The following is a 21,207-nucleotide window of genomic DNA, read 5'->3' as shown; positions in this document are numbered from 1 at the left end:
GATGAGGACACAGACGATGGGACGCGTGGACGGGAAGGTCGCCCTGATCAGCGGAGGTGCGCGCGGCATCGGAGCGGCCGCCGCCCGGGCACTGGCCGCCGAGGGCGCCAAGGTCGTGATCGGCGACATCCTGGACGAGGACGGCAAGGCCGTCGCGGACCAGTTGGGTGAAGCTGGCCGCTATGTGCACCTCGACGTGACGAGCGCCGAGGACTGGGCGGCCGCCGTCGAGACCACCGTCAGCGAGTTCGGCACCCTCAACGTGCTCTTCAACAACGCGGGGATCGCCAACGGCGCGGCCATCAACCGTTTCAAGCTGGAGAAGTGGCAGCAGATCATCGATGTCAACCTCACCGGCCCGTTCCTCGGCATCCGCGCGGCCACCGACGCGATGGTCGCGGCCGGCGGCGGCTCGATCATCAACAACTCCTCCATCGAGGGCCTTCGCGGCACGTCGTGGGCACACGGCTACGTGGCGTCGAAGTGGGGTCTGCGCGGCCTGACCAAGTCGGTCGCCACGGAGCTCGCCCCGCACGGCATCCGGGTCAACTCACTGCACCCGGGCCTGATCCGGACCCCGATCACCGAAGGCATCCCCGACGACATGATCCCGATCCCGCTCGGACGCCCCGGCCGGCCTGAGGAGGTCGCCTCCTTCGTGGTCTTCCTCGCGAGCGACGAGTCCTCCTACGCCACCGGAACCGAGTTCGTCATGGACGGCGGCACCGTCAACCAGATCCCGCACAAGGACTGAGCGGAAGAGCGCGTCGCCTACCGGCGGTTCTCTGTCTGCTCATGCCGGCGCTCACCGGAATGGCCTGCTCGCTTTGCGATGGCGACCCCGGCTCCGATCGCCGCGGCCACCGGCCACTCGATGACACCGAACACCGCCAAGGCGCCGAGCCCGGTGTAGTAGGCCAGCCGGTCCGGCGGTGGGAGGAACGAGGTCACGGCCTTACCGGCCGCCATCATTTCATCGCCGCTCACCGGAAGATTCGGCGTCGGCACCTGAACCTTATGGAGGGTGAGGTGCGGGGTGACAAGGGGAACGGTGGCCGTCCGATGTGCCGTTTCAGCACTCTCCTTCGGCGCGCGGCCTTTGGCGGTGGCAGCTCGGCCCTTGGTCTGGGGCTTCTCTTTCTGCGTGGCACGGCCACGGGTGGTCGCGGTCCTGGTCCGTTGGGTCGCTGCCATATCTCTCCTTCTGGAGAGGTTCTCGGCCTCTCATCGTTCGGGGACGGGTCTGCATGCTCTCTTCGCGCCCGTCGCCCCCAGGTACCCGCAACACCAGTGCCGCAATCAGTGCGTTACGGTCTGTTTGCGCCGGTTTATTGATTTTTCATGTCGGGATTCCGATTCCTTCGCTGGTTCCGCGGCGGAAGGCAGCAGCCTCGGGGCGACGGCGGCCCCCAGGGTCGCCGCCACGGCCGCCATCGTGATGATCGTCCAGGCTCCGGGGCCGAGCGGGACGCAGCCGAAGAACTGGCTGACGCCCGGTGTTTCGACCACGGCGAACAGGGCCGCGGCCGAGGCCGCGCAGGTGGCCAGGACGAGGGGGCTGTGCCAGCGTGAGATGAGCGTTTGGCCGAGCTGGGCGAAGACCAGGGCGGCCAGGCCCATGGTGGAGGCGCGGCGGCGTCCTCCGGGGACGAGGCCGGTGAGGCGGCCCGCCTGCCAGGAGGCCAGGGCCGCCGCCGCGGTCGCGGTGCCGCGCACGGCCAGCACCTGTCGCATGTCCTGGCCGGTGAACCCGCGTACCGGCGCTCCGCCGAGCGGCGCTGCGGGGTCGGGTCCGGGATCGGCGGGGGTGATGGCGACGGCGAGCGACGGCAGCATGTCGGTGAACATGTTCACCAGGAGCAGTTGCCGGGTGCTCAGTGGGGCGTTCCCGTCCAGAGCCGTCCCGAGGATGGTGAAGGCCACTTCCCCCGCGTTGCCGCCCACCAGGATCGCGGCGGCGTCCCGGACGCTGTGCCACAGGGCACGGCCCTCGCGCAGCGCGTCGAGGATGAGCGCGGTGTCGGGCGCCGTCAGGACGAGGTCCGCGGCGCTGCGGGCCGCGCCGGAGCCGCGCCCGGCGACCGCGATGCCGACGTCGGCGCGGCGGATGGCCGCGGCGTCGTTCGTCCCGTCGCCGGTCATCGCGACCACCCGCCCGGCTCGGCGCAGGTCCTTGATGATGCGGACCTTCTGCGCCGGGGTGACACGGGCGAAGACCGTCGCGCGCTGCACGGCCTCGACACGCTCGGTGGCGGACAGAATGTCGAGTCCGGCACCGGTGACGACCTTGTGCGCGTCGGGGATGCCGAGTTCGGCGGCGACGGCGACGGCGGTTTCCGGGTGGTCACCGGTGATCATGGTGACCTGCACGCCCGCCTCGCGAAGCTGCCGTACCGCCTCCTCGGCGGTGGGACGCGGAGTGTCGGCGATGCCGATGAAACCGAGCAGGACGAGGTCATCGACGCGCTCGGCGATCTCACCGCGCGCTCCAGCGGCGTCGGGGACGTCCCGTTCGGCGATCGCGAGCACACGCAGGCCCTGTCCCGCCAGCCGGCGGACGGTCGCGGCGGCGGCGCGGCGCCGGGCGGCGGTGAGCGGCTTGTCCCGCCCGCCCTTGCGTCCGCCGTCTCCGCGTCCGGAGGGCTGCCGGCCGCCGCGGACCCGGCTGCATCTGGCCAGGAGCACTTCGGGAGCGCCTTTGACGGCGATGACCGCTCGGTCGCCGTCATACCCGAGCGAGGCGGAGAACCCCCGTGTGGTCTCGAAGGGCAGTTCCTCCTCCAGACGCCACCGGGTGTCGGGCGGAAGGTTCTCCATGCGCTCCAGGACGGCCCGGTCGGTGGCGTGGGGGGCCTGCCCGCCGCCCGGCGGTGGGCAGGCCCGCGCGGCGACCCGCAGGATGCTCCGGCCGCCCTCCCCGGTCAGGGGCAGCGGACGGGCGGGACCGGACGCGCGGACCACACGGAGCCGGCCCTCGGTGAGGGTGCCGGTCTTGTCGAAGCACAGGGTGTCCACCCGGCCGAGTGCCTCCAGCGCCCGTGTGGAGCGGACCAGCACGCCCAGGCGTGACAGCCGCCGCGCCGCCGCCAGCTGGGAGATCGTGGCGACCAGGGGCAGCCCCTCGGGGACGGCCGCCACCGCGACCGCGACACCGGATCCGAGGGCGCGTCGCAGGGGCAGCCCACGAAGCATCCCGAGCAGGGTGACCGCCGCGCCGCCCAGAGCCGTGGCGGGCAGGGCCCGGTGAGTGAGCTCGGCCAGGTGGGCCTGCATGCTGGAGGAGATGTCGGCGGCACCGGCGAGGGCGGCGGCCCGTCCTGCCTCGGTGGCCTCGCCAGTGGCGACGACGACGGCGACCGCGTCGCCGGCCACGACCGTGGTGCCCTCGTAGACGATGCAGTGCCGGTCGGCAGGGTCGGCGCCCGGTGACGGCTCGATGCTCTTGTCGACGGGCACCGACTCACCGGTGAGTGCGGCCTCGTCCACCTCCAGCGATTCGGCCCACAGCAGCCGGGCGTCCGCGGGCACGACGTCCTCCGAGCGCAGCAGGATCACGTCTCCGGCATGCAGGCGGTCGGCCGTGACCCGGTCGCTCTCAGCGGTCCGCAGCCGCGCGAATTCCTCCTCACCCGCCGTGCCCCGTCCTGCTCTACTCCCCATGACCGTCTGCGCGTCGACGCGCAGACGGCGGGCGTGGATCCGCTGCGTCAGCAGCAGTTCGCCCAGAGCCTTCTCCGCCCGCATGCGCTGGGCGCCGCCGACGAGGGCGTTGCCCGCCACGACCCCGGCGACGAGCAGCGCGTCCACGCTCGAGCCGACCACCGCCGAAGCCGCCGCCCCGAGCGCGAGGACGGGAGTCAGCGGGTCGACGAGTTCCTGCCGCACGGCCGCGGCGATCCGCACCCCCGTTCCGGCGGGTCCGGCCACGGTCCGGCGCAGCAGCGGCACCTTCGCGAGCTCTGCGGCCTGCGTGTCCGCGCCGCTCCCGGCTGCGCGCTCGGCGGCGATGCGCGACAACCGCCGCCACGCTTCCTCGGCGGTGAGGGCGTGCCAGTCGTCCCGGACGACGGGCACCGGAAGCGGGCGGTGGTTCAGCCGCCGGGCGCTCACCGCGTTGACGGCCATCGCCGACAACGAGGCCGCGTGCACCGGGGGGACGTCGTGCCAGGACCCGACCACGCGGCGCAGCCGCACGCGACCGGCGCGGCGCCGGCGCGGCCTCCCCGCGACCAGCAGCGCACCCAGCGTGGACGCGCTCAGCGACAACTGTGCGGCACGCTCGCTGGCACGCCGCGCCGGCCGGACCGCGACCAGCAGCCGCCACGCCTCCGCCAGGCCCGGACCGCACAGCAGGTCGGCGCGCCAGTCGGCCGGACGGTCATCGCGCAGCACGCCGATCCCCACGTCAGCCGCATCGAGCGCCTGATCCTGCCCGCATGCGACGACCAGAACCCCATGCCCGTCGCGCTGCAGGTCACTCACGCATAGCGCCAGCCGGTCCGCGGCCACCGCGGAGTCGTCGCCCCAGGCCAGCAGCTCCCGGGTGCTGGCGTGCTCGGTCAGGATCACCACGCCGGCCGCCTCGTGCGCCGCCGACAGCAGAGCCTCCGCCAGGGGGTCGAGCGACGATCCGACCCGCACCCGGCCGCACCGTCTTCGCTGCTCGTCGAGGAGATCCAGCGTGACGCCGGACGGGTCCGCGGGGCCGCCGGACGGTGGGTCGGCCGCCCGCTCCAGCCGGTACCCCGCCCCCTCCCGACCGCCCTCGGGCCTGCCCCGCCATGGGCCGGGCCCTTCCAGGTCATCGCGGTCGTACCCGGCCAGCAGCGCGCCGGCGGCACGCCACACGCCCGCGTCGTCCAGCACATCACCGGTGGAGACCGCCGACAGCAGCCGCAGCTCCCCATCGCACAGCACGGCGGAATCGATCACCACCGCGCTGACCCGGTCCAGCCGGCGCAGCGCCCCCGGGTCCAGCTGCACCACGCCCCGCCGCGCGAGGTCATGTGCCAGCACCGCCGCGAACGCCTCCCGTCCGTGCCGCGCCGCCTTCGGCACGGTCGCCAACAGCAGGTCGGCGACGGCGGACACGTCGCGCGTGCTCACCAGGACCCCGACGGCTCCGATGAGGTGGCCCAGCGACGTGCGGTCCGCGGCCTTCTCCACCGGCCCGTCCGGAAGCGGGCACGGACGCTCGGCACGGCCGCCCCAGTCCTGCGGCTGGAGGCCGCCCCCCAGCCGGGGCTCGCGGGCCTCCCACACCTGGCGTCGCGCCTGGATCTCGTAAAGCTGAAAGACCCGGTGGGCGGCATCGACGACCACCGGGACGAGCCCATGCCCGACCCCGTGCACGACGGCACTGGCCACACCGAGCAGAGCGTCGGCGCGCGGCACGCCCAGTTGCCGCTCCAGGGCCGCCCGCACCCTCGGCATGGAGTCCGCGACCGACACCGCCGCCACCACCGGCCTCGGCACCGGCGGGAGGAGCAGCAACCGCCCGGCCAGCGCTCCAGCGGCGCCCGCGCAGTCGGCCACCAGGGCGGACATCGCCGCCGTCCACGCCATCTCGTCGTCCGGTCGCTGTGCGTGCGCGGCCTCGTCGAATCGGGCGGCCCCGTGGGCCTCCTCCACGTCCTTGACCGTCGACACCAAGGTGTCGAGGTCCACGGCGCCCTCCGTGTACGCCACCAGGACGTGCCCAGTGACCGCGTTGACCTCCGCCAGGTCCACGCCTTCCAGCCCCAGAAGCGCCTCCCTCAGCGCCCTGGTGTAGCGCCGGTGCCGCAGTCCGCCGCTCGACAGGCCGTTCACCCGGATGTGCGCCCGTCCGTCCCGCGCCCACACCCTCCGCCCAGGGCCCCCTGCGGCCAACGCGACGACCGCACCAGCCGCACGGCCGAGCTTCGCCTCGGCCGCCGTTCGGACCGCAGACCCCACGCCCGACCCGCGATCCTTCTGATCGGGCGATTCGTCACTCTCTTGCCGCCCTTGCGCGGCTTCCGGGCCCTCAATGCCCGCACGCAGGACACTCGCGCCGACCCGCTGGGCGGTCCCCGTGGCGACCTGGGCGGTGGCCCCCACCCCGGCCGCGGTCGCCCGCACCCCCGCCACCACACCCCTGGCGGCCAGCGCCGAAGCAGGGGCCGCCGCCGCGAACGGCGCGGCGAGCACCGCCTTGGCAACCGACACCCCCGCGATTCCCATCGCCGGCTCCCCCTGCCCGCGCAAACGACACCGACCACCGGATCCGCCACCGGCCGCCGAGTACCCGCGACAGGAGCCCGCAAACAGCCAAGCCACCTGCTCAGCCCGCTTCGGAGCGGCACCGGGCGACCGAACCGCCATCCGGATCCGCGACCGCCGCGGTCGGCAGGAGCACGAACGGGACGGGCCGCGGGGTCATCCGCTCCTCGGTCTTCTCACTGCGGCCACCAGCCCGGTCGTGGCCGCAGCGCACAAGCAGATCGTGGTGAACGACCAGAGGCCGACACCGGCTGCGCCGATGATTGCGCCGGCCATGTACAACAGCCAGACAAGAGCGAGCCTCGTACTGCGGCCCTGACCGGACTTCTCACTGATTCGGCCGAGCAGCCGGGTCAGCGTGCTGGTGACCACCGTGGTGGGCACCCCGTTGATGCCAAGCCGCATACCGTGCACGCTCTGGACACCCATCGCGGCCGCCGCCAACCCCACACGTGCCTGATCCGGGCCGGGCACGGCCGCCGCCGCTGCCAGCAAGAGCGCCTCGGCGACCAGGAGGGGCGGCCACCTTGCGGGCAGGCGTCCCAGAACGCGTGAATCGAACCATCCCGCGGCCGCCGCGCCGACACAGAACGCCAGCAGAGAAGTCAGCGGCTGGCTTACGCTGCGGTCCGGTCCGGGCAAGGAGTCGCCGAGCGGGAGGCGTTCGGCGATCGCGATGGCCAGCAGCACGCTGTTGCCCGTTTGGTTGGCGACGAACACGCCGCCCAGCGCAAGGTACGCGGCGGCGTCCACCAGACCCGCCACAGCGGTCAGGACCTGGGCCAGTCCTACGGGGCCGATCTCCGGAAGATGCCGCCTGCGACGCATGGGATCAGTCTCACCGCCGATCGATGACCGACACGGGCGCCACAGCGAAAGCCGCGTCTCACACGGCCACCAGCTGGGCCGTCCCGGGATGCCCGTCCATCGGCGGTCAGGGCCTGGGCAGCCAGGAGACCTTTCCCGCCAGGGCCACCGAGCCGACGAACGCCACGATGTCGATCAGCGCGTGCGCGACCAGCAGCGGCATGACGCGGCCCCAGCGACGGTACAGCCGGGCGAAGATCAGGCCCATCACCATGTTGCCCGCCAGCCCGCCCAAGCCCTGGTAGAGGTGATAGCTGCCGCGCACCGCCGCGCTCGTCACGTCGGCCTTCCAGTCCGGCCAGCCGAGCTGGCCGAGCCGATGCAGCAGATACCCCAGCACGATGACCTCTTCGAGCACCGCGTTCTGGACCGCCGACAGCACCAGAACCGGGATCCGCCACCACACGTCCCCCAGCGTCGAGGGGACGACGGTCAGGTTCGCGCCCAGGCCGCGCGCGGCCAGATACAGGCCGAGCCCGGAACCGCCGATGACCGCCGCCACCGCGGCTCCGCGCAACAGATCCATGCCGCGCGGGACCCAGCCGGCTCCCAGCGTTCGTCGCAGCGGTTCACCGCCGCGGTTCATCAGATGAGCCACCAGCGCGACCGGCACCAGGGCGGTGGCGAGGAAGAACAGCTGCCAAGCCAGCCCCAGCCACGGGCGCCCCGGGGCGGCGTCGGTGACCAGCGACGCCGCCTGCCGGTTCAGCGCCTTGCCCGCGGTCACCGAGCCCAGGAAGGAGATGAGCGCCGAAACCGCTGAGGCGCCCAGGGACACGGCGAACACCAGCCACACCTCGCCGACGAGCACGCGGCGTCCGGGAAGCGGTGGAGTTGCTGTCTCCTCAGCGGTCACAGCGACGATCGTCGCACGAGCCGGCCGCCTCCGGCCGACCTGTCGCCTCCGGGGACGCGGCGTGAAAACAGTCCGGCGGTGTTCGGCTGGGAGCACGGACGATTCACGACAAGAGCGGCAAACCTGCCGGGGTCTTGGGCAGTCTTACAGGGCAACGCCCCTCGGACGATAAGGACACCCGAATGGACCGTCGTCAGGTGCTCACCATGCTCGCCGCCGCCGCGGCGGGAGTCGCGGCCGGGGTGACCCCCGAACTGTGGCGTCATGAAGGGCATCGGCCGGCGCATGCGGCGCAGGTCCGGCGGACGCCGGCCCCACCGCCCGATCCGGGGTTCGCGCCCGCCGGGAACCTCAGAGCGGTCACCAACCCGATCCGCTCCCTGCACGACCTGACTCCGGCCGCGCCGCCGAACGCCGTGGCGCTGACCATCGACGACGGGCCGCACCCGTACTGGACGCCCAAGGTCCTGGACGTGCTCGCCGAGTTCGAGGTGCCCGCGACCTTCAACATGATCGGGAGACAGGTGCCGGGGAACACCCAGGTCGTCCAGCGGATCGTCGCGGCGGGCCACCAGATCGCCGATCACACGCTCAACCACCCGATCAACCTCCCGGCGCTGCCCGGACCGCGCATCCGCCAGGAGATCGCCGAGGCGCACGACCGGATCGCCCAGGCCGCCTCGGCGGCCCCGCGGTTCTTCCGCTCCCCGGGCGGTGCCTGGTCGCAGCAGGTCGTGGACATCGCGACCTCGCTGGAGATGATCTGTGTCGGCTGGGGAGTCGACCCGCGCGACTGGGCCCGTCCCGGAGTCCCGCACATCACCAACAATCTCGAAACGGCCAAGCCGGGCGACATCCTGCTGTGCCATGACGGCGGCGGTGACCGCTCCCAGACCGTCACGGCACTGCGCACCGTCCTGCCCGCCCTCAAGAAGCGCGGCCTGACCTTCGTCGCACTCTGAGCACCCGCCGCTGATGGGTCCCTCGCTTTAGCGTGGCTGGGACAGTCCGTCCACTCGTGACCGTTCTGCAGCGCGGACGATGCCACGGCACATCCCGCCGAAGATCCGGTCGTGGAGCGGCCGGAACGCCCACCAGTACGCGTGACCGGCGAGGCCCCTCGGGTGGAACAGCGCCCGCTGCTCCAGCAGACTGCGCCCGTTCTTCCCGGAAACCCTCAGTTCCAGCCAGGCCAGGCCGGGCAGTCGCATTTCGGCGTGCAACCGCAGTAGCCGCCCGGTCTCGATCTCCTCCACGCGCCAGAAGTCCACCGTCTCCCCGGTGCGCAGCCGGCGCGGGTCCCGGCGGCCCCGCCGCAGCCCCACACCGCCTACCAGCCGGTCGAGAGCGCCCCGTGCCCGCCAGGCGATGGGGAACGAGTACCAGCCGCGTTCCCCGCCGATCCCCTCGACGACCTCCCACAGCATCTCCGGCGGAGCGTCCGTGCGGCACGACCGGTCGTCGGTGTAGAGGCTGCCGCCGGCCCAGTCCGGATCCGTCGGCAGCGGGTCGCTCGGGGCGCCGGGAGTGCCGGCCGATGACCAGCGCGTGGCGACATCCGCTTCACGGACCCGGCGCAGCGCGAGCGCGACCGAACGGTCAAAGCCGATCGGCCCCTCCGGCGGTGGCGCGACGTACCGGCCGATGTCGTCGTCGGTGCACACGACCTCGTTGCGCAGCGATTCCACCAGCGGACGCGCCAGACCACCGGGTACCGGCGTGATGGCCCCCACCCACAGGCTCGACAGCCTCGGGCTCAGCACCGGAACCGGGACGATGATCCGCCGGTTCAACCCGGCGACGGCGGCGTACCGGCGCATCATGTCGCCGTAGGTGAGCACGTCCGGTCCGCCGATGTCGAACCCGCGGCTCACATCGGGAGGCAGGTCCGCGGACGCCAGCAGGTAGTGCAGGACGTCCCGGATCGCGATCGGCTGGATCCGGGTGTGCACCCACCGCGGCGTGACCATCACCGGCAGCCGTTCGGTGAGATGGCGCAGCATCTCGAACGAGGCCGAACCCGAGCCGATGATCACCGCGGCGCGCAGCCATACGGTGGGCACGCCGCCCTCCAGCATGATCCTGCCGACCTCGGCGCGGGACCGCAGGTGCGGCGACAGTTCCTCTTCCGGGGTCATGCCGCCGAGATAGACCAGGCGCCTCACCCCTGCGTCCCGCGCCTCCGCGGCGAAGGTGCGGGCCGCTCGCCGGTCGTTCTCGGCGAAACCGCCCGCGCCCCCGATCGCGTGGATCAGGTAGTAGGCGACGTCGACACCGTCCAGCGCACGACGGGTCGCCTCCGGATCGGTGGCGTCGGCCTCCGCGATCTCCACCCGCCCGGCCCAGGGGTGATCGCGCAACCGCCGCGCCGAACGTGCCATGCAGCGCACTCGATACCCGGCGTCCAGCAACTCGGGGACCAGCCGCCCCCCGATGTAGCCGCTGGCCCCGGTCACCAGGCACAAGTCTCCGTGGGCCTTGCCGGTGTGGCGGTTCATGTCCTGTGCTTCGGCGTGGTCATCGCGTCGCCGCCGGTGTCTGCGTGTGCCCCGCGGCCTTCCCGTCTGGCGTCAGGCCCTGGTCGGACGCTGCCTACCCGGGGCCGGCCTGCCCAAGCGCACGGCGCCCGCATTTGTCGGTGGACAGGTGAACATGGGCTTGGTGCTGGCGCTGCGCAGCCCCGCGCGGCTAGCCGCCGTGCACCCCTCAAGCAGGCACGTCAGTCGATGTCGATGATGGGTGGCGGGTAGGACGATGCCCGCCGGCCGGACGCGCGAAGTGTCCAGGGGCGATGGACGCGCGAGCCTTCGATATCGGCGAGTTCGGCCACGTATCGGCGGACGTAGTCGCCGTGGGGGTCGAAGCGGGACGCCTGCCGGAGTGGGCTCATGACCTGGCCGGGCCGGGTGTTGTTGCCGGTGCCGGCCACCCACTGCCAGTTACCCGCGTTGTCGGCGATGTCGCCGTCGGTGAGACGGTCGTTGAAGTGGCGCAGGCCGTGCCGCCAGTCGATGCCGAGGTCGCGGGTCAGGAACGACGCGGTGATCAGGCGTGCACGGTTGTGCATGAAGCCCTCGCTGCGCAGTTGCCGCATGCCCGCGTCGACGATAGGGACGCCCGTCATGCCGTCCCACCAGGCGGCGAGGGCATCCTCGTCGTTGTTCCACCGATGTCCGCGTGGCCGGTAGTCGTCCCTGGCGAGCGCGGGGAAGGCGGCGGCGACCTGATGGTGGAAGTCTCGCCATGCGAGCTGGCGCCGGAACGCGCTCGGGCCCGCGTGCGCCAGTTCCAGCGGGGAGATGCAGCCGAACTTCAAGTACGGGCTCAGCCGGGAGGTTCGGTCGGCGGCGAGGTCGTCATGAGCCCGGTCGTAGTCCGCGGCGGCTTCGCGTAGCCATTGCGTCATGCGCCGCCGTCCCGCCCGCTCACCGCCGGGCGCCGGGTCAGGCGACGGCGAACCGGAGATCAGGTCGGCGAGCCGCGGCAGCGAACCGGCTCTCACGCCGGATGGCAGGCGGATCGCCTCGGGCGCGTCCGCGATCGGACGCCATCGGACCGCGTCCCAGGCCCGCCAGTACGGCGTGAACACCCGGTAGTGATCGCCTCCCGCCGGGGTGAGCTCTCCAGGCGGGACGACCGTGATGCCCGGATGCGCCGACACCTCCATACCGAGCGCGCGGAGCCCGCCGAGTCGTCGCGTGCCGTAGGCCGATCGCTCGTCGGCGACGACCAGCGAACTCGCGCCGGTCTGGCCCGCCAGCCGGGCGGCCTCCGTGACCGGATCACCGCGGCGCACCACCAGATCCCCGCCCAGATCGCGGAGGGAGGCGCGGAGATCGGCAAGGCTTTCCAGAAGAAACCGGACGCGGTTGGGTGCGGCGAACGGCCCGTTCAGGATCGCGTCATCGAAGACGAAGACCGGCACGACGTGCTCGGCCCGGCACGCCGCCGTCAGCGCGGGGTTGTCGCGGACACGCAGGTCGCGGGTGAACAGCATGATCGAGGTGCTCATCATTCTGGTCCTTGCTGCGGTACCCGCGTCCGTGAGACCGGCCGTATCGACACGGCTGCCCGGTCGGTTGCGGTGAGCGAATGTCGGTGTTCAATGCGGTGGCGAATCCGCACCACGCCGCGCACGGGATCAGCGCGGGCCGCTGTGGTGTCGATGCGGGCCGTGCGACTGATCAGCCGCCTCTGGCGGCGACGCCGTGACCAGGCAGCGCGACGAGCACCGCCGACAGCAGATGCTCCACCTCCACATACCTGCCGCTGGCCGCGTGCTTGCGCCCGATCCAGGTGAGCTCCGGCGCCATGACCTGGTCCCAGGCGCGCACGGTGGAAGCCGCCAAACCCGGCCGGCGCGCCACCGCGCCCAGATCGAGCCCGGCCTCTCCGCCTGCCGCGTCCTCCATGCCCACCCCATACCCAGCCCACCGGCCTTCTCTCCGGGTGCATCTGGATCTGGGTGGGACCCATGCCCACCGACCAGCGTGATATCTCACACGCGATGGAATCGCCTATGTCCACATGGCAGATGCTCCATGAATCGGGCTACAGCTATGGATTTTGCGAGAGTAGATTGATGTTCTTGGCGGAGTGCCGGATCAACGAGGTGGCGCGGTGCTGGGGTCAGCCCTGACACCGTGCGCCGCTGGGTCGATGCAGCCGCACTACCGCCACCGGTTCACCCCAACTTGGAGTTGCTGTGCTGCTCAAGCGTCTGACCACCGGCATCGTCGGTCTCACCCTGCTCACGGCGGCCGCCGCCGGCTGCGGCGACATCGACGACAAGTCCAGCGGCTCCGGCGGGGGCGGCAAGACGGTGACGGTGTTCGCCGCGGCGTCCCTGACCGGAACGTTCACCGCGCTGGGCAAGACCTTCGAGAGCTCCCACCCGGGCGTCAAGGTCCGCTTCAGCTTCGGCGGCAGCTCCACCCTGGCCCAGCAGATCACCCAGGGTGCTCCGGTCGACCTGTTCGCCGCCGCCAGCCCCGCCACCATGAAGACGGTCACCGACGCGCACCTGGTCGACGGGCAACCGCAGACCTTCGTCCGCAACCGCCTCCAGATCGCCACGCCCGCCGACAACCCAGGCAAGGTCACCGGCCTGAAAGACCTGGCCGACCCCAAGCTCAAAGTGGTGCTGTGCGCCGAGCCGGTCCCGTGCGGCGCAGCCGCCAAGAAGGCCTTGGCCGCCGCCGGCGTGACCGTCAAGCCGGTGTCGCTGGAGCAGGATGTCAAGGGCGCCCTCAACAAGGTCACCCTCGGCGAGGCCGACGCCGCGCTGGTCTACCGCACCGACGTCAAGGCCGCCGGGACCAAGGTCCACGGCATCGACTTCCCCGAGTCCGCCAAGGCCATCAACGACTACCCCATCGCCACCCTGAACAAGGCGCCCCAGCCCGCCCTGGCCAAGGAGTTCGTCCAGCTCGTCCTGTCACCGCAGGGCAGGGGCGTCCTGACGGCAGCCGGCTTCGAAGCCCCCTGATGACCTCAATTCCCCTCCCTCCCGGATCGCTTGATACTGCGGTAGTGGGTGATCCATGGCACGATCACGGCGGCTGCCGGGGCTACGAACAGCATGACCTTTTCACCCGTGGTGACGCCTCCCAATGCGGAGACCGCCAAAGCCACACCTGCACCGACGGTGACGCCTAAAACAGGCCACCACGAACCATTGAACATCACTCGGAAGCCCAGTGCGCACACTGCAAGCCCCCACAGCCAGACTCCGATCATTATTGCGACAAAACTATCCATTCCGTCGTCCGGCACTCCGCAGGAGCGCTGGCCGCGGCTGTTGTAGTGGTAATCGCACCCGGCGTCGATGCTCCCTGCGATTCCCCAACTCAACAGGAAGGTGGGGCCGGTCAATGTGACCACGATGATCCACCCGGCGGCGACGCCCTTCGTGATCGTTCCCTTTTTAAGATCGCCGGACTTGAACACAGAAAGTCAGGTAACGGCTGCACTACTCTAAGTTCGAAAATGCGTGGACCGCCGTTCATGTTCGTGACCGAGCGCGCGCGTCCAGGCGTCCGTCCAGCGTCTCCACCCACGCAGGCCGCCCTGAACGCCACCCCGGCGGTGGCGGACGGTCCCTTCGGCCTGCTCGCCGGGTTCGTCGGCTCCAGGACCCTCGGCATCGTGGTCGGCTCGTGAAAGCAGCCACGCGGTTTTACGATAATTCTTGTAGGAAATAACGGCTATGCTCGGACGTATGCCTGACCGTGTCGCTCGCAGCCGAAACACGCCACTGGTCGCCGTGGTGGGCGGTGGTGCGAGCGCGACGCTGGTCGCCACGCACCTCTTGCGGCGCGCCGGTTCGGTGCCGCGGCTGCTCATCATCGACAGGGGTGGCCTGCACGGCCGAGGTCAGGCGTACTCCACCGAGGACCCGAACCATCTGCTGAACGTCCGTGCGATGAACATGAGCGGCGTCCAGGACGATCCCGGCCATCTGGTGGACTGGGCACGGTCGCGGGGGTTCGAAGTCTCCGGAGAAGATTTCCTGCCGCGTTCGCTGTACGGCCGCTACCTGCGGGACCTGCTCGACACCTCGGCTGGGGCGCGGCCTGGGCACGTGACCGAGCTGACCGGCACCATGCTGTCGCTCGCGGCGGAGCCCTCCGCGACGGACTGGCGGCTCCGCCTGGCCGATGGCACCTCATACCGTGCCGATGCGGTCGTGCTGGCCGTCGGCAATCAAGCACCAGGCCGCCTGCCGTGGGAGCCGCCACGGCCCCGGTACATCGCTGATCCTTGGCGGCGTGGAGCGTTGGACGTCATCGATGACGACGAGCCCGTCCTCATCGTCGGCACCGGACTGACCATGGTCGACCTGGCCATCAGCCTGACCGGACGTCATCCGGACCGCGTCGTCCACGCCCTCTCCCGCCACGGGCTGCTGCCCCGGCCCCACCATCCGCCGCCCCGCCCGCCCGAGGCCCAGATCGTCCTTCCCGCCGATCCGTTGACCCTGCGTGAGTTGCTGCGCTGGGCAAGGCTCACCGTCGATGGCAATGGCGGGGAGTGGCACGGCTTCGTCGACGCCGTCCGGCCGCACGTCGCGGCCCTGTGGGGGAGTCTGTCCGAGGCCGACCGGCGGCGCTTTCTGAATCTGGTCGCCCGGCACTGGGAGGTGCACCGCCACCGGATTCCGCCTGCCTCCGCCGCCCGGATCGACGCCCTGCGCGCCAATGGACGCCTGCGCATTCTCCATGGCGGCATCGACGACGTCCGCGCCGTCGCGCAACGCCGACTCTCCGTGCGAGTCAGGAACGGCGGAAGGACCTCGGAACTGAAGATCGGCTGGCTGATCAACGGCACCGGACCCGCCGCCACCCCCGGAACCGACGAGTTCCTGTCCAGCCTCGTCACCGCCGGAATCGCCCGTCCCGGACCCCTCGGCCTCGGCCTGGACGCCGACCCCGACGGCGCCGTGCGCGACGCCGCGGGCCGCCCCCACGAGAACCTGTTCACCCTCGGACCGCCCCTGCGCGGAGTCCGCTACGAGACCACCGCCATCCCCGAGATCCGCGCCCAGGCCGCTGCCCTCGCCGACCGCCTCACCCTCCTCAAGAGCTCCGGCCACCGAGAGCCCAACAGGGAGAACCGGCCCATCCTGTCCTGATGAGCTGCTCGACCACAGCTCGATCTCGACTTGGTCGCCCTCGCTCGGCGCCCTGTGAGTTCGGGGCCCCAGCCCGGAACCCGAGCTCCAAATGTGATGGGCCGCGGATTCGATCCTGCGAGCGGCCTCCAACCGGATGCCGACCCTGTTCCAACGGGCGCGGCCGACGTCGCCCGGCCGGACGGCGCGCACCGTTCCATCGATGTGTGGCCGCTCGTGCGGCGGCTGCATTTCTACGCCGGCGTGTTCGTCGCGCCCTTCCTGGCCCTGGCGGCGCTGACCGGGCTGGCCTACGCGTTCACCCTCAGTTCGACGCCTTGGTCTACGGCGACGAGTTGCGGTCGAACGCGTGACCGGCTCGCCTTTGCCACTGGCCGACCAGGTACGCGCCGCTACGGCGGCGCATCCCGAAGGCACGGTCGCCACTGTGATCCCGCCGGCCGACGCGGATGCCACCACGAAGGTGGTCCTGTCGGTGCCGGAGCTGGGCGAGAAACAGCGCACCGTGTACGTCGACCCCTATACCGGCCAGGTGCGGGGCGCGCTGACCACCTCGTTCGGATCGACGCCATTGACCACCTGGCTGGACGAGCTGCACCGCAGCCTCCACCTGGGTACGGCCGGACGGCTGTACTCGGAGACGGCCGCCAGCTGGCTGTGGGTCATGGTCGGCGGCGGGCTGCTGATGTGGCTGGGCCGCCGCCGTCACTGCCGTGGCCGCGGCCCGTCCCGCCGGGCGTTCTGGCCGGACCGCTCTGCCAAGGGCGTCCGCCGCACGCGGGGCAGACACGCCGTCGCCGGGGTGTGGCTTGGCGCGGTCCTGCTGTTCCTGAGCGCGACCGGCCTGACCTGGTCCGACCATGCTGGGGCCCGTTTCGACGCCGTCCAGGCGAAGCTGCGGTCCACTGCCCCTGAGCTGAACACCGCACGGCCTGGTGCGGCGACGGCGCCGGGAGGCGGCCATGCGCATCACGGCGGTGGAGGCGGCTCCGGGACAGCCGATCGGGCAGCCGAGGTCGACAGGGTGCTGGCGACCGCGCGCCAGGCCGGGCTGACCGGTCCGATCGAGGTCAGCCCTCCCAAGGACGCCAAGAGCGTCTGGAGCGTGGCCCAGGTCGACGACCAGTGGCCCGTGCATCGGGACAAGGTCGCCGTCGACGCTTCTCCTGCGCAGGTCACCGCGCGCGTGAACTGGGCCGACACTCCGTGGCTAGCCAAACTGTCCACGCTGGGCATCCAGTTCCACATGGGACGGCTGTTCGGCCTGCCGAACCAGCTCCTACTCGCCGCCACCGCGCTGGGCCTGCTGGGGATCATCTTCTGGGGCTACCGGATGTGGTGGCAACGCCGTCCGACCCGCGCTGACCGGCGCTCGCCCGTCGGGCGGCCGCCCGCGCGCGGCACCTGGCGGCGGCTCCCGCCCACCTTTCTGTTCCTCGGCATCCCGGCCGTCCTCCTGGTGGGCTGGGCGGTGCCGCTGGCCGGAATCACACTGCTCGCCTTTGTGGTGATCGACGCCGCCGTGGCCTTGGGCGCCCGGCGGGACTACCCGGCCGGGTGACGCCCGAACGCGCGGAGCAAGGCCGCGACCTGCTCCGCGCGGGCGCGCCGGACGAGCCCGGTGCATGGGAGCGGTGCGTCGTCGAAGCCGTGGAAGGCCCCGGGCCACAGATGAAACTCGACGGAGACGCCGGAGCGCACCAGCCGCAGGGCGTAGTCGGCGCACTCGTCGCGGAAGACCTCCAGCTCGCCGACGTCCAGGTAGGCCGGGGGAAGCCCGGACAGATCGGCGGCGCGAGCGGGGGCCGCGTAGATGGGGACGTCGGGCCCGCCCGCGTCCGCACCGAGCAGCGCCGACCAGCCGAAGACGTTGAAGGCACGCGGCCAGGTGATCGCCTCGGCGAAGGCCGCGCTGGACGGGGTGGCGTCTCGATCGTCGAGCATGGGGCAGAGCAGGAGCTGGAAGACCAGGGGAGGTCCGTCCCGGTCGCGGGCGAGCAGGGCGGTGCCCGCCGCCAGACCGCCGCCCGCGCTGATGCCGCCGACGGCCAGGCGCGACGCGTCGATGCCGAGCGAGGCGGCGTTCTCACAGGTCCAGACGAGCCCGGCGTAGCAGTCCTCCACAGGGGTCGGGTGAGGATGCTCGGGGGCCAGCCGGTAGTCGACCGAGACGGCCACCGCTCCGGTCTCGGCGACATACCGTGACACCCGGGCGTCGTCCGCCTCGGGGGAGCCGAGGATCATCCCGCCGCCGTGGATCCAGTAGAGGCAGGGGGCCTCCGGAGCGGCGGCCGGCGGCCGATAGATCCGCACCCGGATCCCTGAACCGGGGACGACCCTGTCCTGGACCCGCACGTCCGGCAACGGTGGCGCGCCGGCCTTCTTCCGCAGCTCCCGCAGGTCGCGCAGCTCGTCAGGGGACAGGCAGGTGTAGTCGACCCGGGTCAAGGGCGACCGGGTCAAGGCCTCGCGCAGTTCGGGGTCCAGGTTCGGATGCATGGTCAGTATGCGAGCGCGATGGACAGGTCGAGGTTCCCATCGTGCTGGACGAGCAGGATGTGAGTACGCCGGGCGCCGTCCAGCAGGTGGACCGACGACGCCCTGAAGCTCACAGTCCGCGGTCCGCCCCACCGGAACCGGACGACGCCTCCACGTCGGTGCAGGTCCAGGCCATCGGCGGTGGTCGTGACCGAGCCGCCGTAGGGAGCCCTCGTCCCGTTGGTGAAGACGACGGTGTCGGAGGCGCGCAGCACGAGCGGGATCTGCTCACCGGCCGCCGAGGTCGCGCGGACCGACCTGGTCAGCCGCCCGTCGGCGGCCGTCACCGTGGTGACGACCGAGGAAGTGGGGGTGTGGAAGCGGAAGGCGTAGGGGGAACCGCCGAGGAACTCGATGGGCTGCGGGCCGTCGGCGTCCGCGACCTGGCCGGGGAAGACCGTCGCCCAGCAGCCGTGGTCGTTGTCGTTCAGCGACTGGATCACGGTTCCTGCGACCGGGTGCCACAGAAAGGTCAAACCGGTGCAGGAAAGGGGGGTGGCCCGGCGCGTCCCGAAGTAGCCGCCCAGATAGAGGTCGCGCCGGCGGAGGAAAAGGAACTCCTGGCCGAGGTCGGCGCGGCGCTCGGTGAAGTTCTTCGACTTCAGGTACGGCAGCCGCGCGATCGCGTGGTCCTTGTCCTTCCGGGTCGCGAAGCGCTCGCCGTAGAACCCGTGGGCGATGATGCGCGGCGAGGTGTCGGGTTTGACGAGGGCCGGGATGGGCGCGGGGTCGGTGGCCCAGGCCGACCGGGCGGCGGCGAGGTCCTCGCGGGCCGACAGGAACGCCCCGAGTGCGGGCACGTCCGGGACGAACTGCCCGTTGAGCGCGGTCCGCTCCGGATCGGGCCTGGTGTCGTTGTAGAACAGGGAACTGGTGCGGGACGACGGCCCGATGTTGGTGATCCAGCCGGACCCGTCGGGCTCGCGCAGCATGTTGTAGCCGAGCCAGCCCGTGTAGGCGGACGCCATCGTGACGAGCCGGGAGTCGCCGCTCTGTCGCCAGCAGTCGGCCAGCTCGGGCAGCATCACCTCGAAGTTGTAGTTCATGTCGGCCCCCGACTTCTCGTAGAAGAAGCCCGCGGGGCTCTGCCCGTGGGCGGCCAGCCGGCCGATCGCGGCGGTGAGCCGCGAGCGCAGGGCCGCGTCCGGGTCCTGTCTGAGGGCGAGGGCCGACCCGGCGAGCCCGGCGGTGACCTGGTTGGCGAAGGTCAGGTCGTTCTGCCAGACGCTCTCGTTGGACGGATCGAGGAGCCAGGTCATGGCCGTCCGCAGCGCCGCGGTGATCCGGGTACGGCGGGCGGGCAGCGCGTTCGCCGACCTCAGCAGCGACTGGACCTTGCTGAGGTAGCCGAGCGCGAAGCCCGTCGCCGCGAGGGAGTGCTCGCCGCCGGAGTACTCGGGCCAGCTGCCGTCGGGGTGTTGCAGCCCCAGGTAGTGGCCGAGGGCCGCGTCGAGCCCCGCGAGCAGCGCGGGATCGCCGGCGTAGGGGTTCCAGGAGCGGGCCTTGGCGTAGAACCAGGCCAGGGTCAGGACGTGCTCCTGCACTCGGGCGTTGGTGGCGTTGGCGGGCGTGCGCCACCAGCCGCCGGTGAAGAAGCCGTAGTCGGCGTCGGCGTCGGAGATCCCGTTGGCCATCGGGGCGAGCGACACCAGGTAGGACGCGACACGCTGTTCCGCCGGTGCGAAGGCGACCCGCGTGATCGGGCCGAGCCCGGCCAGGTCGGGCAGCGGGCCCGCGGCGGAGGCGCGGCCCGCGGGCAGGGCGGTGAGCAGCGCGGCCGCTCCGGCTCCGGTCAGCAGACCGCGACGGCTGATGTCTCTGGGCTTGAACACCGTGCCAGCTCCTCGGGGGTGGTGCGGCGACCCTCGCCCTGGGTGACGACGAAAGGTCCGGCTGGCCGCAGAGTCTCTTCCCGCCAAGATCCGCCGTCAAGGTGATAATGCGAATTACTACAGGGAAAATCACCTCTTGACAGTCGCGGGGACGTCGTCTCAGAATGAGGCCCGCCGAAGTGCCAATGCGCATTATCACCAGATTGGGCTGCTACCTACCGTGACCCCTCCCAGGCGCCTGACGCAGCAGGACATCGCCCGGATGGCCGGCGTGAGCCAGACGACGGTGTCGATGGTCCTGAACAACCGCACCGACACCGAGGTGCGCATCTCCCCGGAGACCCGCGACCGGGTCCTGCGCGTGATCCGCGAGACCGGCTACATCGCCGATCCCGCCGCGCGCAGGCTCGCGGAGCGGCGCAACCGGATCATCGGCGTCTTCACCTACGAGGCGGTGTTCCCCTCGGCGAGCGCCGACTTCTACCATCCGTTCCTGCTCGGGATCGAGGAACGGGCCGAGGACGCGGGGTGCGACCTGCTGCTCTTCACCAGTGCCAAGGCGGCCTCGGGAGAGCAGCGGCGGATCTTCAACGCCGACAGCCGGGTCCGGCTGGCCGATGGCTGCGTCCTGCTCGGCCGCACCGTCGACCGCGACGACCTCGCCCGGCTGCTGGCCGAGGGCCTCCCCTTCATCTCGATCGGCCGGCGCGACGACGCGGGCGGACCCGTCCCGTATGTCGGGGTGGACTATCCGCCCGCGGTCCGCGCCCTGGTCGAGCGGGTCAAGGCGCTCGGCCACGCCCGGCTGGCCTATGTCGGGGCGGGGGAGGGCGGCGAGTCGCGGACCGACCGGATGCGCGGCTTCCGCGACGCCGCCGGTCCCGGGGCCCTCCATCTCCCCGTCGAAGCGGGCGGCCACGCCCGGATCCTGGACGAGCTGAGCGCGGCGGGCGTGACCGCCGTGTTCGTCGAGGAACCGGCCGACGGCACCGCCCTGGCCGAGGCCGCCGAGGCCCGCGGCCTCTCGGTCCCCGGCGACCTGTCGATCCTGGTGCTCGGCACCCCCGACCGGCGACCCGGCTTCACCGGCTTCCGCATCCCGCGGCGTGAGATCGGCTGGCGCGCCGTCGAGCTGCTGACGGACGTTCTCGAACGAGGCGGAACGCCCCAGGAACTGCTGCCGTGCGAGCCCGTCGAGGGCACCACGCTCGCCGCCCCCCGCAACCGGAAGGCCTGAC

Annotated in this window: 17 protein-coding genes; 7 read left to right on the top strand and 10 right to left on the bottom strand. The window is 71.7% G+C overall.

The genetic code is table 11. The features are described from left to right. Nucleotide 1: 1 nt before the first annotated feature. On the top strand, nucleotides 2–754 hold the full coding sequence (locus tag ACQPXG_RS27540; RefSeq protein ID WP_433462013.1) for a glucose 1-dehydrogenase: 753 nt from the start codon (nucleotides 2–4) through the stop codon (nucleotides 752–754). 17 nt (nucleotides 755–771) lie between these two features. Here ACQPXG_RS27540 and ACQPXG_RS27535 read toward each other — a convergent pair whose 3' ends face one another. The 4 genes from ACQPXG_RS27535 to ACQPXG_RS27520 all read right to left on the bottom strand — a co-directional run bounded on the left by ACQPXG_RS27535 (nucleotide 772) and on the right by ACQPXG_RS27520 (nucleotide 7,966). Beyond that, on the bottom strand, nucleotides 772–1,194 hold the full coding sequence (locus ACQPXG_RS27535) for a hypothetical protein (protein ID WP_433462012.1): 423 nt from the start codon (nucleotides 1,192–1,194) through the stop codon (nucleotides 772–774). Between the two features lie 105 nt (nucleotides 1,195–1,299). Beyond that, a complete protein-coding gene (locus tag ACQPXG_RS27530) occupies nucleotides 1,300–6,204 on the bottom strand; it encodes a cation-translocating P-type ATPase (RefSeq protein WP_433462011.1) in 4,905 nt (1,634 codons plus the stop codon). Between the two features lie 195 nt (nucleotides 6,205–6,399). After that, nucleotides 6,400–7,071 (bottom strand): YoaK family protein, encoded by a 672-nt coding sequence (locus ACQPXG_RS27525; protein ID WP_433462010.1) that lies wholly within the window; start codon nucleotides 7,069–7,071, stop codon nucleotides 6,400–6,402. A gap of 106 nt (nucleotides 7,072–7,177) precedes the next feature. Then, on the bottom strand, nucleotides 7,178–7,966 hold the full coding sequence (locus tag ACQPXG_RS27520; protein WP_433462009.1) for a CPBP family intramembrane glutamic endopeptidase: 789 nt from the start codon (nucleotides 7,964–7,966) through the stop codon (nucleotides 7,178–7,180). Between the two features lie 182 nt (nucleotides 7,967–8,148). Between ACQPXG_RS27520 and ACQPXG_RS27515 the strand changes: the two genes are divergently transcribed. Then, entirely contained in the window at nucleotides 8,149–8,928 is a 780-nt protein-coding gene (locus ACQPXG_RS27515) for a polysaccharide deacetylase family protein (RefSeq protein ID WP_433462008.1), read from the top strand. 27 nt (nucleotides 8,929–8,955) lie between these two features. On the opposite strand, the gene ACQPXG_RS27510 is transcribed toward ACQPXG_RS27515, so the two are convergent. The 3 genes from ACQPXG_RS27510 to ACQPXG_RS27500 all read right to left on the bottom strand — a co-directional run bounded on the left by ACQPXG_RS27510 (nucleotide 8,956) and on the right by ACQPXG_RS27500 (nucleotide 12,378). Continuing rightward, nucleotides 8,956–10,464: an SDR family oxidoreductase gene (locus ACQPXG_RS27510; RefSeq protein WP_433462007.1), complete on the bottom strand. Its 1,509-nt coding sequence runs from the start codon at nucleotides 10,462–10,464 to the stop codon at nucleotides 8,956–8,958. 221 nt (nucleotides 10,465–10,685) lie between these two features. Next, entirely contained in the window at nucleotides 10,686–11,981 is a 1,296-nt protein-coding gene (locus ACQPXG_RS27505; RefSeq protein WP_433462006.1) for a cryptochrome/photolyase family protein, read from the bottom strand. Between the two features lie 169 nt (nucleotides 11,982–12,150). Then, nucleotides 12,151–12,378, bottom strand: coding sequence for a hypothetical protein (locus ACQPXG_RS27500; protein ID WP_433462005.1), 228 nt, complete (start codon nucleotides 12,376–12,378; stop codon nucleotides 12,151–12,153). A gap of 293 nt (nucleotides 12,379–12,671) precedes the next feature. On the opposite strand from ACQPXG_RS27500, the gene modA reads away from it, so the two are divergent. Next, nucleotides 12,672–13,454 (top strand): molybdate ABC transporter substrate-binding protein, encoded by a 783-nt coding sequence (gene modA / locus ACQPXG_RS27495; RefSeq protein WP_433462004.1) that lies wholly within the window; start codon nucleotides 12,672–12,674, stop codon nucleotides 13,452–13,454. Between the two features lie 5 nt (nucleotides 13,455–13,459). On the opposite strand, the gene ACQPXG_RS27490 is transcribed toward modA, so the two are convergent. Next, nucleotides 13,460–13,915 (bottom strand): hypothetical protein, encoded by a 456-nt coding sequence (locus ACQPXG_RS27490; RefSeq protein ID WP_433462003.1) that lies wholly within the window; start codon nucleotides 13,913–13,915, stop codon nucleotides 13,460–13,462. A gap of 57 nt (nucleotides 13,916–13,972) precedes the next feature. On the opposite strand from ACQPXG_RS27490, the gene ACQPXG_RS27485 reads away from it, so the two are divergent. The 3 genes from ACQPXG_RS27485 to ACQPXG_RS27475 all read left to right on the top strand — a co-directional run bounded on the left by ACQPXG_RS27485 (nucleotide 13,973) and on the right by ACQPXG_RS27475 (nucleotide 17,160). Further along, nucleotides 13,973–14,128: a hypothetical protein gene (locus ACQPXG_RS27485; RefSeq protein WP_433462002.1), complete on the top strand. Its 156-nt coding sequence runs from the start codon at nucleotides 13,973–13,975 to the stop codon at nucleotides 14,126–14,128. Between the two features lie 58 nt (nucleotides 14,129–14,186). After that, nucleotides 14,187–15,599: an FAD/NAD(P)-binding protein gene (locus ACQPXG_RS27480; RefSeq protein ID WP_433462001.1), complete on the top strand. Its 1,413-nt coding sequence runs from the start codon at nucleotides 14,187–14,189 to the stop codon at nucleotides 15,597–15,599. 349 nt (nucleotides 15,600–15,948) lie between these two features. Then, the gene (locus ACQPXG_RS27475) at nucleotides 15,949–17,160 is read left to right on the top strand and encodes a PepSY-associated TM helix domain-containing protein (RefSeq protein ID WP_433462000.1); all 1,212 of its coding nucleotides are present in this window, start codon (nucleotides 15,949–15,951) and stop codon (nucleotides 17,158–17,160) included. On the opposite strand, the gene ACQPXG_RS27470 is transcribed toward ACQPXG_RS27475, so the two are convergent. Further along, entirely contained in the window at nucleotides 17,145–18,098 is a 954-nt protein-coding gene (locus ACQPXG_RS27470; protein WP_433461999.1) for an alpha/beta hydrolase, read from the bottom strand. The two genes, ACQPXG_RS27475 and ACQPXG_RS27470, sit on opposite strands and share 16 nt — an antisense overlap. A 2-nt stretch (nucleotides 18,099–18,100) precedes the next feature. Then, on the bottom strand, nucleotides 18,101–19,969 hold the full coding sequence (locus ACQPXG_RS27465; RefSeq protein ID WP_433461998.1) for a hypothetical protein: 1,869 nt from the start codon (nucleotides 19,967–19,969) through the stop codon (nucleotides 18,101–18,103). A 220-nt stretch (nucleotides 19,970–20,189) separates the two neighbouring features. Between ACQPXG_RS27465 and ACQPXG_RS27460 the strand changes: the two genes are divergently transcribed. Next, nucleotides 20,190–21,206, top strand: a complete 1,017-nt coding sequence (locus tag ACQPXG_RS27460) for a LacI family DNA-binding transcriptional regulator (RefSeq protein ID WP_433461997.1) — start codon at nucleotides 20,190–20,192, stop codon at nucleotides 21,204–21,206. Nucleotide 21,207 lies beyond the last annotated feature (1 nt).

The organism is Spirillospora sp. CA-128828 (genome assembly GCF_050945415.1).
Lineage (GTDB): Bacteria > Actinomycetota > Actinomycetes > Streptosporangiales > Streptosporangiaceae > Spirillospora.
The sequence above is the reverse complement of the archived record's forward strand: the minus strand, read 5'-3'. Positions and strand labels throughout refer to the sequence as shown.

Coding starts and splice junctions, on each gene's coding strand:
- ACQPXG_RS27540 (WP_433462013.1), top strand. CDS start 2: ATGAGGACACAGACGATGGGACGCGTGGACGGGAAGGTCGCCCTGATC.
- ACQPXG_RS27535 (WP_433462012.1), bottom strand. CDS start 1,194: ATGGCAGCGACCCAACGGACCAGGACCGCGACCACCCGTGGCCGTGCC.
- ACQPXG_RS27530 (WP_433462011.1), bottom strand. CDS start 6,204: ATGGGAATCGCGGGGGTGTCGGTTGCCAAGGCGGTGCTCGCCGCGCCG.
- ACQPXG_RS27525 (WP_433462010.1), bottom strand. CDS start 7,071: ATGCGTCGCAGGCGGCATCTTCCGGAGATCGGCCCCGTAGGACTGGCC.
- ACQPXG_RS27515 (WP_433462008.1), top strand. CDS start 8,149: ATGGACCGTCGTCAGGTGCTCACCATGCTCGCCGCCGCCGCGGCGGGA.
- ACQPXG_RS27510 (WP_433462007.1), bottom strand. CDS start 10,464: ATGAACCGCCACACCGGCAAGGCCCACGGAGACTTGTGCCTGGTGACC.
- ACQPXG_RS27505 (WP_433462006.1), bottom strand. CDS start 11,981: ATGATGAGCACCTCGATCATGCTGTTCACCCGCGACCTGCGTGTCCGC.
- ACQPXG_RS27500 (WP_433462005.1), bottom strand. CDS start 12,378: ATGGAGGACGCGGCAGGCGGAGAGGCCGGGCTCGATCTGGGCGCGGTG.
- ACQPXG_RS27485 (WP_433462002.1), top strand. CDS start 13,973: ATGTTCGTGACCGAGCGCGCGCGTCCAGGCGTCCGTCCAGCGTCTCCA.
- ACQPXG_RS27480 (WP_433462001.1), top strand. CDS start 14,187: ATGCCTGACCGTGTCGCTCGCAGCCGAAACACGCCACTGGTCGCCGTG.
- ACQPXG_RS27470 (WP_433461999.1), bottom strand. CDS start 18,098: ATGCATCCGAACCTGGACCCCGAACTGCGCGAGGCCTTGACCCGGTCG.